This is a genomic window from Leptospira gomenensis (assembly GCF_004770155.1).
GTDB lineage: Bacteria > Spirochaetota > Leptospiria > Leptospirales > Leptospiraceae > Leptospira > Leptospira gomenensis.
Window position 1 is genome coordinate 62,466 of the sequence record NZ_RQFA01000014.1, and the last position, 13,777, is coordinate 76,242.

At 47.0% G+C, this 13,777-nt stretch carries 10 protein-coding genes; 6 read left to right on the forward strand and 4 right to left on the reverse strand.

Going from position 1 to position 13,777, the window contains the following annotated elements:
* Positions 1-18: 18 nt before the first annotated feature.
* Positions 19-426 (forward strand): helix-turn-helix domain-containing protein, encoded by a 408-nt coding sequence (locus tag EHQ17_RS02670; protein WP_135595775.1) that lies wholly within the window; start codon positions 19-21, stop codon positions 424-426.
* 205 nt (positions 427-631) lie between these two features.
* On the opposite strand, the gene EHQ17_RS02675 is transcribed toward EHQ17_RS02670, so the two are convergent.
* Together EHQ17_RS02675 and EHQ17_RS02680 are read right to left on the reverse strand one after the other, a co-directional pair.
* Positions 632-1,120: an Lcl C-terminal domain-containing protein gene (locus tag EHQ17_RS02675; RefSeq protein WP_135595758.1), complete on the reverse strand. Its 489-nt coding sequence runs from the start codon at positions 1,118-1,120 to the stop codon at positions 632-634.
* 17 nt (positions 1,121-1,137) lie between these two features.
* Entirely contained in the window at positions 1,138-3,258 is a 2,121-nt protein-coding gene (locus tag EHQ17_RS02680; protein ID WP_135595759.1) for an Lcl domain-containing protein, read from the reverse strand.
* 681 nt (positions 3,259-3,939) lie between these two features.
* Between EHQ17_RS02680 and EHQ17_RS02685 the strand changes: the two genes are divergently transcribed.
* Entirely contained in the window at positions 3,940-5,070 is a 1,131-nt protein-coding gene (locus tag EHQ17_RS02685) for a helix-turn-helix domain-containing protein (protein WP_135595760.1), read from the forward strand.
* A gap of 36 nt (positions 5,071-5,106) precedes the next feature.
* On the opposite strand, the gene clpB is transcribed toward EHQ17_RS02685, so the two are convergent.
* The gene (gene clpB, locus EHQ17_RS02690) at positions 5,107-7,683 is read right to left on the reverse strand and encodes an ATP-dependent chaperone ClpB (RefSeq protein WP_135595761.1); all 2,577 of its coding nucleotides are present in this window, start codon (positions 7,681-7,683) and stop codon (positions 5,107-5,109) included.
* A gap of 283 nt (positions 7,684-7,966) precedes the next feature.
* Here clpB and EHQ17_RS02695 point away from each other — a divergent pair, with 283 nt between their 5' ends.
* From EHQ17_RS02695 to EHQ17_RS02705, 4 genes are all read left to right on the forward strand, one after another.
* Complete coding sequence (locus EHQ17_RS02695; RefSeq protein WP_135595762.1) at positions 7,967-9,574, forward strand: sodium:neurotransmitter symporter family protein; 1,608 nt, start codon at positions 7,967-7,969, stop codon at positions 9,572-9,574.
* A complete protein-coding gene (locus EHQ17_RS20245; protein ID WP_281276470.1) occupies positions 9,571-9,699 on the forward strand; it encodes a hypothetical protein in 129 nt (42 codons plus the stop codon). The genes EHQ17_RS02695 and EHQ17_RS20245 overlap by 4 nt, the downstream gene beginning before the upstream one ends.
* Positions 9,696-11,672, forward strand: coding sequence for an ATP-dependent DNA helicase (locus EHQ17_RS02700; protein ID WP_135595763.1), 1,977 nt, complete (start codon positions 9,696-9,698; stop codon positions 11,670-11,672). The genes EHQ17_RS20245 and EHQ17_RS02700 overlap by 4 nt, the downstream gene beginning before the upstream one ends.
* A 63-nt stretch (positions 11,673-11,735) precedes the next feature.
* Positions 11,736-12,572 (forward strand): hypothetical protein, encoded by an 837-nt coding sequence (locus EHQ17_RS02705; RefSeq protein ID WP_425460671.1) that lies wholly within the window; start codon positions 11,736-11,738, stop codon positions 12,570-12,572.
* Here the strand turns inward: EHQ17_RS02705 and EHQ17_RS02710 are convergent.
* Entirely contained in the window at positions 12,553-13,428 is an 876-nt protein-coding gene (locus tag EHQ17_RS02710; RefSeq protein ID WP_135595765.1) for a DUF1176 domain-containing protein, read from the reverse strand. The two genes, EHQ17_RS02705 and EHQ17_RS02710, sit on opposite strands and share 20 nt — an antisense overlap.
* Positions 13,429-13,777 lie beyond the last annotated feature (349 nt).

Genomic DNA, 13,777 nt, shown 5'->3' on the forward strand with positions numbered 1-13,777 from the left:
ATGAAAAACCACATCTATATGCTTCGTAAAAAGCGGGGTATTAAACAATACGATATGGCAAGAGCGCTAGGAGTTTCTCCCAGTTATCTGTCCAAAATCGAAACTGGAAGCCAGGATCCCACGGAAAAATTCAAACAATCCTGTGCAAAATATTTGAAAACCACTCTTGATAAACTGTTTAACGAGATGCCCGTAGAGGACGTATATCCCGAATTTACGGAAGGTCTCACCAATAAACTCTGGGCGAAACGCAGGGAATTGGGCATTAAACAATACGATATGGCGAAAAAACTGAAAGTATCCACGCCCTTCCTTTCTAAGGTGGAACTCGGCCTTTTGGAACCGCCTGAAGATTTTAAAAACATGGCTTCCAAAGCTCTCAAAATGAAAAAAGAAGAACTATTCCTTCAAAAAGTTGAATATTAGAAAAACATTAAATTCCTAATAAAAAAGGGAAGCGTAGCTTCCCTTTTTTATTATTCCGAAAGATCGCGCTCGTTTCCTCGGAACTCCGAAAATTTCTTGGCGAATTCCGGCACAACCGCGGGCAAATGCTAAATCGAAAAAACGGAATCCCATCTTCCTCCATCCCTCCCGCTTTTCCCCGATCGAAAATCTACGCGAACGCTCGTCAACGCACACAACGAACGCGATACGCCGTGGTCTTGACCACCGTATCGTAGGTACCCGCGTTAAACGCGATGAAATACGCGTGATTCCTGTAGGAGCCGGATGGGTGATTCGTAGAAGTCCAGTAGCTTCCCGTCGTCGCCGGGAAAAAGGTCGTATCGATCGCAGGAGCCGCGGCTCTGGAGTAATCCGCCAGAGAAACTAACTCCTTCACGGAAGGCAACCGCCAACCGGTAATTCCGTTCAAGTTTAGACCATTACAATACGCTAATGCGTCGGCCCAGGTATACGTCGTTGCGGTTCCTGTTCCACACGCCGTATACGAATCCCCGGCGGTTCCTTGTCCGGATGCGCACTTTTGCCAAACCAAACCGCTTTTTTGGTCCAAAATCGTTCCGTTTCCCGGATCCGAAAACGGACCCGTATATGCCTGTAGATCGAAAATACCGCAGATAGAAAATACGATGATCGATAAAATCTTTGTCTTCATAAAATTCCCCTTATATATTACGGATTTCCACTTACACAGAGCGCGAAATAACCGTATCCGTCGTTCGAATTGTTTTTGTTATACGTAAACACTCTCGCACCGAAATTCCGGATCACGAACGCGACCGTATTGTTCTGTCGATAGGTCGTGGCGCTCCAAAATCTCTGATTACCGGCACCGTTACTCGGGAATCCCGGAAAACTCGCCGTTGGATAAAAGATATAACCGGAATTCGCGTCCGGAAACGTAATCAAGGAATGAAGGTCGTCCATCGTGGTCAATCTCCAGTTTTTGATTCCAGCATAACCCTGTTTCGAATTTCTTTCGTTCAAAGCGCTGCAACTCGCAAGCGCCTGCGTCCAGTTCACTTCCGTCGGAGTTCCTCCGCAGGTTGCGCCGGTCCATTCCATCCCTTGCACGCAGGTTCTCCAAGTCAGTCCGCTGGTGGAATCGATCGTCACTGGATCGGAGGTAAATCCGCTCAAGAACGTGGGAACTCCGATCACCTGCGCGTTCGGAGTGGCCGTAAACGCCGCGTCTTGTCCCGAACCGGTGCATGCGACCCCGTTCCCGCTCGCGTCGAAACAACCTGGTTGATTGGAATCGATGATATTGCGTAGAGCCACCATCCCTCCCGTAGTATAAACTACGTTCACGAAACCGGCTGCGTCTCCCGCAATCGTATTCCCTGCAACGTCCTTGAGATCGGAAGCGAGAATTCGTATTTTAATCGCGGTAAATTCCGGAAGAATCGTATCCAAATCCAACGCAAGAACTGTTTCCGAAATCCAAGTAGCGCTCAAACTCGTAGGAAGAATCAATTCGGTCGTCGTCGCGCCTCCTCCGACTCCGTAGGTCAAGAACGCGTGTACTTCCACACTCGTATCCGGTTGCATGTTTTCATTGAACGTAAGGATGAGGTTACGATTGAAAACGTCCACATCCACCGCCGAATTCGCGGGAGAAGAGGAAACCAAAGTAGGAGCCGTCGTATCATTGACCAAAGTGAAATCAACGGAATCGGTTTGACCGGAGGCATCGGCAAAACATAACGTTAAAGAATTGCTGCCTCCGGATAAACTCGAATAAGGCACCGTAGTATCGACGGAACCGGGTGTGCTCAACGTTCCGGAAACGAGGACGTCCCCGGGAGGAATGTTCGTGCAATCCGTTCCACTGGGAACCACCGAATAGGTTCCGATCGTGTCGGAATCCCAGTGAAGTACACTTTGATTGGTTCCGTTGGTGATGGAATTATCCACTGAGTCTAGGGAAATTGTGGGCGGTGTCGAACCCCCTCCTCCGGAAGGCGGCGTAGTGATTACGTAGGTCGCCGTAAGAGGTCCGGTGATATTCCCGGCTCGGTCGGAACCGGAAACTTTAATGGTCGTTGTTCCGACAGGAATGTTCAAAGAAGAGGGAAATACGGAGCCTAAGGAAATCTGAAGAGGATCAAAATCGTTCCCGAGCGCCAAGGACGGGTTTTGACCGTCCGCAGTATAAATCACGTTCTGACATCCGGAAACGGAATCCGTGCAGGTAATCGAAAGGGTTTGTGCGGAAGAGTAAGATCCGCCGGAAGCGGAAAACGTCAGGGTCGGGCCGTTTACATCGTAGATCGTTGAAACAGATCGTTGTACTACGATTTGAGAATCCTTGACTACGGCGAAATTCAAGGTATTCCCGCCGGGAACCACGGGATATTCGTCCGGAATCTTAAGGTTGAGATCCAAATTGCCGATCCCCGGGCCGATGCTTCCGTTAAAGAGAAGGGACTGATTCACACAGCCGGTTTCATTCATACAAATCTTTAGGATCGATCCTTCGCTCACGTTTGCTAAGGAAACTCCCACATTCAATCCAAAACCTCCGTCCGCTACGCGGGACGCATAATACACTCCATTGTACAAACTTTTTCCTCCCCCGACGGAAAGATTCGCTTGATTGGGAGTTACGGTTGGGGGAGAAACCGGGGAATTGGTGAAATTTTGTAACGAAGTCGGAAAAAAGAAGAACTTAAAACCGGGCTCTTTCTCCGATCCCAAACAAGAAAAAAGGAATATTGTGCACCAGAGGAATCCATTTCCCAGGATTTTTTTTCGAGTGAAAAGCGGGCTTTGTATCTCTTTTTCTTTCATGGAAAACCTCCGTTTTCACAAAAGAATACACCCGATTTTTAAACGCTTCTTGTTGCTTTATAATTGGAGGAAAAAAATCAGCAAATTCAGAAGAATCAATTGTTAACGATCCTTCGCTTCCAAATGAAATCTTACACGAAAAAAAGAGCACACTTTTGCAATCGTTTCACAGAATCATTACCACATCTTCCACAGTTGCGGTAGAAAGAGTTTTTTTTCACCAATCTTTTCTATCTGACGAATTCCCGTTGGATAAAGGAAATTTATTATTTCTTCATTCAAATTGGCAGATATTGATTTATAATTACACATAACGTCAAAAAGTTATCGAATTAAAACTATAATCCACGGACTCTTTTATAAATAAGTGTTCCTAGCTTATATCAAGTTCATTGCCAAAGAAACTCCGCTTTCTAGAAGTTGCTTAGAATCAAAGATCAAAAGGGTTAGGTTTTTGGCATATCTTCGGAGGGAAAAATTTTTTCTTTTCGATTCGTTTTCTGAAACGGATCGATCCGGGATGATTTTGCACCTACGTCCGTGCGGGACTTCCCCGCTGGGCTTCGAAGAAAAGCGAATTCCCCGAAGATCTTTGATAATTACTTTGTTCGGACCCGGTTCGTTTTTGGCTTTTGACGAAATGCGTAAATCAAAAAGGCGATTCGGGTTTTAGGTGAAAATATGACATTTACGTTCGAAAGCATCGTTCAACATCTCCAACTGATCGGAGCCTATTTGGGATTTTCCATTGGGGTTCTGCGGTTGGTTCGGTATAAAAAAAATCGGGTCAATCTCATCTACGGAATAACGTTTCTTGCGATCGGTCTCTTTTTGGCCTTGGGTTTCGAGGCAAGCGGCTCCTTACCCGAACCCGGTATGGAAATGGGATCCGAATACAACCTCTCCTTACTCTACTTCGGTTTGGTGATTTTCTCCTGCGCCATCGTACGTTATCTGATGCGTCGATCCATCGGCTTAAACGAAGTAAAGAGTAAAGAAATCGGTTTGTGTCTTACGGGAACGTTCGGCGCCTTATTTTTTCTGAGTTTGTTTTTTAGAAACGAGACCGCAATGAACGTCGCGGGGAACGCAATCTGCGCTTTGATTACTAGTTACACTCTGGTGGAAATCACCAGTTCGATCCGAACACGAAAACTTCCCCGAGTTTATTTCAACCTCGCTTTGATTTCCTTTTTTATGTGCCTCTCGGTACTTTTGGATCTGATCGGAATTTTACGCGGAGACATCCGTTTCAGACAGGTTTCCAATTTTATACCTGGATTACTGCTCGTGTATTTCCATCTTTTGGAAATTTATTATCCGATGATCACGGATAAAAAAACGATTCGTTCTCTTTCCCTAACCTATAAAATCAACCGTCATCAGGAAAACGTTTCGGCCCAACTTACACAACCCAAAACCCCGCGCAAAAAACTGGACGTCTCCGAAAACAAGAATCTGCTCAAAGAAAGCGATCTGAATCGAATCGAGGAACGTCTGAAATTTTTTCTGGAGGAAAAAAGATACCTGGACGAGGAATTGAGACTTCCCGATCTTGCGGCTTATCTAGGCGTTTCCGTTCATCAGGCCTCGTTATATCTGAACCAGTATAAGAATATGAGTTTCACGGATTTCATCAATCAGAATCGGATCGAGGAAGCCAAACGTCTGATCCTCGAGGAAACCAACCGAAACCTGATCGACATCGGTTTGGAATGCGGGTTCAATTCATATTCTCCGTTTCATAGAGCCTGTATCCGTTTCACTGGATTTTCGCCGAAAGAACTCAGGAATATGGTATTACAAAAATGATTCCGGGGCGTCCCGTCCCCGCCCCGGAAAACTATATTAAAGAATTTGAATTCTTCCGTCCTTATAATCGACCTTTACGTTTCGGCCTTCGGAGAATTCTCCCTGAAGAATGAACTTACTCAGCGCGTTTCCTACTTCCCTTTGGATCAGACGTTTGAGAGGTCTGGCCCCGTATTCGGGGTCAAAACCAGCCCTGGCCACGTAGTCCTTCAGCGCATCGGTGTAGGCCACGTTTAAGCCGCTTTCTTTGGCCTTTTGCACCAACAGATCCAGCTGAATCTCGGCGATTCTATGAATGACCGCGTTCGTAATCGGATGAAACAGAATCGTTTCGTCGATACGATTCAGAAACTCCGGCTTGAACTGTTTTTTCAATCGTTGTTCCACCAACCGTTCCTTTTCTTCCGCGGAATATTCGGAGGATCCCAAGATCTCCGAACCTAGGTTCGAGGTTAGGATGATCACCGTGTTTTTAAAATCCACGTTACGCCCCTTTCCATCGGTCAATCTCCCCTCGTCCAAAATCTGAAGAAAGATATTGAACACGTCCGGGTTGGCCTTTTCCACCTCGTCGAAAAGGATCAAAGAATACGGTCTTCTGCGTACCGCTTCCGTGAGTTGCCCTCCTTCGTCGTAACCCACGTAACCGGGAGGGGCTCCGATCAACCGCGCGACCGAATGGGCTTCCATATATTCACTCATATCGATCCGGTGCATCGCGTTCGGATCGTCGAACAGGAATTCGGCGAGCGCCTTAGCGGTTTCGGTTTTCCCCACACCGGTAGGTCCTAAAAATAGGAAGGTACCGATGGGACGATTGTGATCGGAAATTCCGGCCCTGGATCGTTGTACCGCCTCTGAAACCAAACGAACCGCGTGATCCTGTCCGATTACTTTTTTCTTAAGCGCGTCCTCCATCAAAAGAAGTTTTGCCTTTTCTCCTTGTAACATTTTGGAAACTGGAATTCCGGTCCAACGGGATACGATATTGGCGATATCCTCTTCGGAAACTTCTTCCTTCAACAAACGGGAGGTCGCCGATTGTTGTTTGAGCTCCTCGTTTGCCGCCGCGAGCTCCTTTTGAAGATCCACGAGTTTTCCGTAACGGATTTCGGCTACCCGATTGATCTCCCCTCTTCGTTCCGCCTCCGCTTCGAGATTCTTGTATTTTTCGATCTCTTCCTGGATCTGTTTTAATTTGGAAATTTTTTCTTTCTCCAGATCCCATTTGGCTTTGAGAGCCTGGAAATCGTTTTCCTGTTCCGCCAGTTCCTTTTCCAGGTTTTTGAGGCGTTCTTTGGATGCGGTGTCCTGCTCCTTTTTTAACGCCTCGCGTTCGATCCGCAACGATTGAATCCGTTTACTCGCCCGATCCAATTCCTCCGGCATGGAATCGATTTCGATCCTCATCTTGGAAGAGGCTTCGTCGATCAGATCCACCGCCTTATCCGGCAGAAAACGATCCGTGATATAACGGTTCGAAAGAGTGGCCGCCGCGATCAACGCCGCGTCTTGGATTCGGATTCCGTGGTGCAGTTCGTATCTTCCCTTCAAACCGCGAAGGATCGTCACCGTTTCCTCCACCGAAGGTTCTTTTACCAAAACGGGCTGGAATCTCCTTTCCAGGGCCGCGTCCTTTTCGATGTATTTCTGATATTCTTTGAGAGTGGTGGCACCGATACAACGCAACTCTCCCCGCGCCAACATCGGTTTGAGCATGTTCGAAGCGTCTAACGCGCCTTCCGTAGCGCCCGCTCCCACGAGTGTATGAATTTCGTCGATAAAAAGGATCACTTCCCCGTCGGAGGTTTTGACCTCGTCGAGAAGTGCTTTCAAACGATCCTCGAATTCCCCCCTATATTTGGCGCCTGCGATCATGGAACCGAGATCGAGCGTATATAAGGTTTTGTCTTTGATTCCTTCGGGAACCTCTCCTTGAACGATTTTATTGGCGAGGCCTTCCACGATCGCGGTTTTACCGACGCCGGGTTCTCCTATGAGAACCGGATTGTTTTTTGTCCTTCTGGAAAGGACTTGGATCGTTCTGCGGATCTCCTCGTCTCTTCCGATGACAGGATCGAGTTTTCCCTGTTTGGCGAGTTCGTTCAGATTTTTCGCATACTTGCCCAATGCGTCCGTTTTACTTTCCGGTGAGTCGTCCATAATGGTTTTTCCTTTTCGATTTTCCAAAACAGTTTTTAGTAATTTAGAATATTCTAATCCAAGACGGGCAAAACGTTCCTTTAAAGAACCGTTCCCGTTTTTTACCGATCCCAAAAGGATATGATCCGTGGAAAGGTATTCGTCCTTGAGATCCTTACGGATTTCGTCCGAGGATTTCAGAAGCGATACGGCCGAACGGGAAAATCCTAGATCGGCGTTGGAACCCTCTAGTTTCGGAAGTTTTTGGATCGATTCTTCCGTGGCCCTCAAAAACGCACCCGGTGACAAACCGAGTTTAGAAAGAAGGAGCGGCGCCAGTCCGTCGGTCTGCGCCAAAACTTCCCGGAGAATATGCTCTTCCCCGATTTCGGGATTTTTTAAATTCTCCGCCAGGGTTTGTGCGTCCCGAAGCGCTTCGTTCAACTTCGTCGTCAATTTTTCCAGTTTCATCGATCGTTCTCCGTTCCACTTGGTTCTTTCGTTTCCTTTTAGACGGAACCTCATTTAGAAAAAATCATTTTTTCTGCCATATTGACATTTATCAAACGAAAGAGGGCCTCCCGGCAAAAGAGGAAGTCTTTCTCGACCGTGTTTTCGCCTTTCCCGACACAAAAGAACGCTTCTTTCGAGCTTCCGTTTGCCTTTCCCCTATTTATGTCCCATTTTTTGAAAGCCCTTTTGCTTTTCTTTTGACAACGAGAAGATTGGCGTACGTTTTGCAAGAAGTGTACGTATGAGCCAGGAACCCCCCAAAGAAAGCTGGAAATCCAGGACCGGATTGATTCTCACCGTTGCCAGCGGAGCCATCGGGCTCGGCAACTTTATCCGATTTCCGGGACAAGCGGTCGCAAACGGCGGCGGTGCCTTTATGGTTCCCTATATCATCAGTTTCATTTTGGTCGGAATTCCCGTCTGTATCACAGAATGGATTATGGGGAGAATGGGAGGCCGCACCGGTCACAGCGCTCCCTTTTTGTTCAAAAGTTTTCTTTCCGGCTTTCCCCTTCGGATCGTCGGAGCCATCGGAGTCACGGTTCCCATTCTCATCTACGTATATTACGTTTTTATTGAGGCTTGGTGTCTAGCCTATTCCTTCGAATTTTTAACGGGACAAATCCGATTCAACGCGAACGGAAACGTTCCGCAGTCTGAAATCATACAAGCCGCCGGAAATTATTATTTGGATATCACGGGAGCGCGCGCCAACGGAGACGCGATTTCGGGGAAAATTTTTTACGCGACCCTAACCTGTTTCGTATTAAATTTTGCGCTCGTTTATCGCGGAATTTCCAAAGGTATCGAAACCTTCGCCAAAATCGCGGTTCCCCTGATGCTCGTCTGTTCCGCGGTAATATTAGTGCGAGTCCTTACGTTAGACGACATTGATCTGGGACTAGGTAGGATGTGGAACCCGGATTGGTCCGCGCTTTTGAAATCGGAGGTTTGGATCGCCGCCGCCGGTCAGATTTTTTTCACTCTTTCCGCCGGTTTCGGAATCGCACTCGTTTTTTCGAGTTATTTAAAACGAGACAACGACGTGGTTCTTTCCTCCTTGTCCGCCGCATCGTTGAACGAATTCATCGAGGTCGCCATCGGGGGAATGGTGACGATCCCGGTCGCCTATCTGTTCTTAGGCGGTTCGATCACTCAGTTCGGTATGTTCGGAATGGGTTTTATCGCGCTTCCTTCCGTCTTCTCTCTCATGCCGGGCGGAGAGTTTTTCGGTGCCATCTGGTTTTTCGTATTATTCCTCGCGGCGCTCACTTCTTCGGTCACGATGTTACAACCAGGAATCATCTTTTTGGAGGAATCCTTCGGGATCCGCAGACGTACTTCCGTTTTCGTCCTTTTTTTATTCACGGCCGGTCTTTGTTTTCCTATCTTGTATTTCAACGAAAACTTCCAAGCGTTGGAACTCGCGGATTTCTGGATCGGCACGATTTTAATCTTTATTTTGGCGAGCATTCAGATCATTCTCTTCGGCTGGAAAGTCGGAGCAAAAAAAGGGCTCGAAGACGGAAACGAAGGATCCCATCTCGAACTTCCGAAGTTTTTCTGGTTCGTGATACAATACGTAACACCGGCGTTTTTGCTCGTGATTTTCGTGGCGTTTCTTTTCCAAAACCTACCCGGTCATTTTGACCGGATGAACGCGGATACGATGATCGCCCAGGGAATCGCAAAAGGACAAAATTTTACTTCGGAAATGGTGGAAGTCGCAAAGCAGCAGGCCTTGGTAGCCAAGTCCGTGTTTTTCGGAATTTTGGTCGTGTTTAGTCTGATCGTCCTTCTCGTACACTACGCGTTGGTATATAAGGAAAAAAGAGGACAAACACAATGATCGTCTTGGCGCAAACGGAAGGTCTGAATTGGCAGGGAACTTCGATCATGTTTCTTTCCCTGTTTTTAGTGACTGCGCTTTCCATTTTTTGCATATTCAAACTTTTTAAAACTAGAAACCATTGAGCCGTTCGCAGCCCTATTTCGAAAAACTTTCCTCACTCTGGGACGACTTCGAACCCAGAACGGGTCAGATACAACTTTCCCAAAGGATAGAAGAATCCCTGTTCCAAGGAAAACATCTCATCGCGGAAGCCGGAACAGGAGTGGGAAAATCCCTCGCGTATCTCATTCCCGCGGCTTTGGTTTCGATCGAACGAGAGGAACCGGTAATCGTTTCCACCGAAACCAAATCTTTGCAACAACAGCTTTTGTTAAAAGACATTCCCATGGTTTCCAAACTTTTGGGGACGGAACTGCGCGCCGAAGTGGCGATGGGCGCCTCCAATTACGTTTGCAAACGTAAGATGAATCACGTATTGCGGGAAGGAACCTTCGGACCGGAGATGATTCCGCATATCGATTCCTTCAACCGATGGATCAAAACAACGGAGTCGGGACGAAAACAGGAATTTCCGGGAACCGCGTCCTATGATTTTTGGAATAAGATCACACGCGAGGCCGACAATTGTCTCGGGAGGAATTGTCCCAACTTTTCCCATTCGTATTATTTTTTGGAGCGGGAAAAATGGAAACGAAGTCACATCCTGATCGTCAATCATCATCTGCTCGCGGCGCATATCGCAAGCGACTTCAATATCCTCCCCGAATTCAGTCGAGTGATTCTGGACGAAGCGCATAACTTTCCGGATATCATCGGTTCTTCGTTTCGACAGGAAATACGTTCCCAGGAAATTCAAAAACTGCTTCAGCAGATCTGGCTTCCCAATAAAAACACCGGAATCGCCGGAACGATCTCTTCGAGCGAACTCAAGGAACTCACCGCGAAGGCGGGGGAATCTCTGACCGCGTTTTTTAACGCGCTTTCCGGGGAAGTTCCATTGAACTTTTACAGTCCGCAGCGGATCAAAAAACCTCTGCGTTTGGACAAAGGAGCTTTCGCGGAGATTTTGGTCCGGATCGTGGATATCCTGCAAAAACATCTGGCCAGATTGACCAAGGACAGCGAGGACGTGAGCGAACGGGAAACGTCCCTCACCTTAGAGATGTTAGTCGGTCGATTGGAGGAGATCGCCGTCGGGTTAGAGTCTTTCCGCCGTTTGGAGGACCCCAACCTCGTCTACTGGATAGAGCCTCCCGATCAGAATTCCAAGGAAATATATTATAAAATCTGCATGGAGCCTATGAGCCCCGACGCGATCATTCGGGATCTATTCGCCCCCAAGATGCAGTCGATCGTGTTCACCTCGGCGACGTTGTCCACTTCGGGAAACGACTTTAAGTATTTCAAAAAAAAGATCGGCGATATTCCTTCGGGAAATCTCACCGTTGTTTCGCCTTTTCTGTATCAGAAAAACGCGCTTTTGTATGTGCCGAAAGAAATCAGGGACCCGGTCGCGGATCCGGACGGATACCACGCGGACCTCGCGAAACAGATTCTTTGGCTGATCGAGTTGACGCAGGGAAATACGTTCGTATTATTCACTTCTTTCAAATCCTTAAAGGCGGTTTACGAAGCGATCCGACCTCATACGGAATTGCCTCTTTTTTCCCAATCCGAATTAGGAGCGGACGGCGCCAAACAGATGTATTTGGAAACGCCGAACAGCGTGCTTTTCGGTGTTTCCACGTTTTGGCAGGGAATCGATATCCGCGGAGATAAACTCCGATCGGTCGTAATCGCCAAACTTCCGTTTCAAGTTCCGAACGATCCAGTGTTGGAAACGAAAAGCGAAAAACTCAAGGAATCCGGAGGTAATCCGTTTTCCGAACTGCAACTTCCGTATGCGTGTACCGTTTTGAAACAGGGATTCGGAAGGCTGATCCGATCGGGAACGGATACAGGAATCGTTTCGATTTTGGATCCGAGGATGTTTACGAAAAACTACGGAAAGGATCTTTTGAAATCCCTTCCACCCGCAAAACTTGTCCAGAACCGGGAAGATTTAAGAAGGGAATTCGCGGATCTGCCGAAATAAATAAGTAGAGATTATTTATTTCCGTGCGGACTTATGAATTCTAAACTGCGACTCCTCGTTTCGATGCTAATCTGTTTATTTACGACCCGTTCGTATTTTCCGTTTGAAACCAGGGATTTTACGGATACGATCATCCACTGGAAAAAAGGCGAAATTCAAAAAACGCTCGAATTCAAACTACCGAAACTTACCTACTCGGTCCAGGATCCGGATTGGGGAGCGGAAAACACCGCGAGAAATCTAACGGAGGCGCGGAAAAAAGCGGCCTTATACGCGGAAGAAGAATTGAAAAAATTTCTTTTCCGTAAAATTGATACGCTCAAACTCGATTCCGATTTTACGCTTCGCGAGAAGATCAAAGAAGATTCGATGTTTCGGGAGATTTTCAATCAGATCTACGAGATCGAACCCGTTCTGACTTCGGTCAGCTTCGTCGAAAATCGTTCCATCGCCAAAGGCACGATTCAGTTCAAAGGGAAACGGGGAATTTTAAACTACGTCTTTCTGCCCTACGATACGGAACCGTTTCCCGAATACCCGGCCCCAACGATCGCCGCGGAATTCACTTCTTTGATCGTGGACGCGAGACATCTGAAGTTGGAAGCGGCTTTGTTTCCCGAAATCCTTTCGGAAGAAGGGAACAGCATATATTCCCCTTTTTTCATTCCCAAAGAAAACGCCGTCAAAAACGGGTATGTGACTTATATGAAAACACCGGAAGAGGCTTTCCGTTCTCCGACCGCAGGAACCAAACCGTATTTCGTGACCGCGTTAGGCGTCACAGGTCATTATCCGGTGAATCCGGTCGTGGCCGCTGAGGACGCGAGAAAACTTCTCGCGTCTCCTAAAACCAAACTTGCATTAAAGAATTGTAAAGTGATCATTCTAAAGGATAAGTGAGATCCGTTTCGGAGACTTTCCGAGATAGGAAGAGACACGATTGTGGAAACTTTTTTTCCATCAACTTTCGGATTTTCGTTTTAAACGCGAATAAAGGATCGAACGGTTCTTCGTATTTTTGCCATAATAGAGGAATTTCCTCGGATGAATAAGGATTTCTTCCGTCGCATTCCAGCTTTGCCCGCATTTCGGAAAGGATAGGTTCGTTTTGGTTCGTTAAGCGATAACGGAAGTAACGACCGCAATCACCCATTCCCCTCCCCTTTAAAAAAGCGATGAACTCCTTGTGCTCTGGATCGTAAAATCGGATCCAGTTCACGCTTTCGAAAGGCGTTCTTTGAATCGAACCGTCCTTCGCGAGTCGAAACTCGTATGCCGTAAACGTCAATAATTTCGTAGTCGCCGGGATGAAACGTTCATCGTAAATAAAGTATATTCTATTTTGATTATATGCGCTTCGTTGGCAAAGCAGTTCTCCGAGAAATATTCCGTTCCCTAAAGAAAAAAATCGGAGCGGTGTTTCATTTAAAAAATCCGCGTATCGGTGCAGATCGACAAAGCCGTTTTTATCCTTTTCGATCGAGGTGAAATCGCAATCGTTTGGAATTTTTTTTCTTATCGTTTCGACGGCGTCTGCGCAGACCTCGGAAGGAAGTTCGGATTTTTCGTTTGATCCGGAGGATCGAGCTCCGTATTCACAATCCAAGGGCCAGAGGATGGAATTTCTACGAAACTCCGAAGGTCGAAGACGAACTTCTACCGAATCGGAACGGCTATGCAAGAAAAGGACAAGTCCTTCGTAAACACAAAGAAAAATCGAACCTAAGAAAAGATACGTAAAAAAACGGGCATTCATCGTTTGAAAATCTTCCCCGATTCCGCTATTGGTTTCCGCAAGACAAATCCGTCGAGGATAAACGTTGGAATTACTACAACAAATACGAAATCCTCCTTGCCTGTATTATATAACCGTGGCTCCCCGCGAAAACTCGGAGCGCATTTATACGAAGTTCGTAGAAACGCCCTCGAGCGACACTGCAACGCAAGATTCACGACGCATTTATACGAAGTTCGTAGAAACGCCCTCGAGCGACACTGCAACGCAGATTCACGACGCATTTATACGAAGTTCGTAGAAACGCGTACGAATCCGAGCTTAGACCTATTTTTCACGAAACAATCGGTGGAACTCAGATTAAATTCGA

What these genes read in the sequence shown, in the direction of transcription:
- EHQ17_RS02670 (WP_135595775.1), top strand. Translation starts at nt 19, where the DNA reads ATGCTTCGTAAAAAGCGGGGTATTAAACAATACGATATGGCAAGAGCG.
- EHQ17_RS02675 (WP_135595758.1), bottom strand. Translation starts at nt 1,120, where the DNA reads ATGAAGACAAAGATTTTATCGATCATCGTATTTTCTATCTGCGGTATT.
- EHQ17_RS02680 (WP_135595759.1), bottom strand. Translation starts at nt 3,258, where the DNA reads ATGAAAGAAAAAGAGATACAAAGCCCGCTTTTCACTCGAAAAAAAATC.
- EHQ17_RS02685 (WP_135595760.1), top strand. Translation starts at nt 3,940, where the DNA reads ATGACATTTACGTTCGAAAGCATCGTTCAACATCTCCAACTGATCGGA.
- clpB (WP_135595761.1), bottom strand. Translation starts at nt 7,683, where the DNA reads ATGAAACTGGAAAAATTGACGACGAAGTTGAACGAAGCGCTTCGGGAC.
- EHQ17_RS02695 (WP_135595762.1), top strand. Translation starts at nt 7,967, where the DNA reads ATGAGCCAGGAACCCCCCAAAGAAAGCTGGAAATCCAGGACCGGATTG.
- EHQ17_RS20245 (WP_281276470.1), top strand. Translation starts at nt 9,571, where the DNA reads ATGATCGTCTTGGCGCAAACGGAAGGTCTGAATTGGCAGGGAACTTCG.
- EHQ17_RS02705 (WP_425460671.1), top strand. Translation starts at nt 11,736, where the DNA reads ATGCTAATCTGTTTATTTACGACCCGTTCGTATTTTCCGTTTGAAACC.
- EHQ17_RS02710 (WP_135595765.1), bottom strand. Translation starts at nt 13,428, where the DNA reads ATGAATGCCCGTTTTTTTACGTATCTTTTCTTAGGTTCGATTTTTCTT.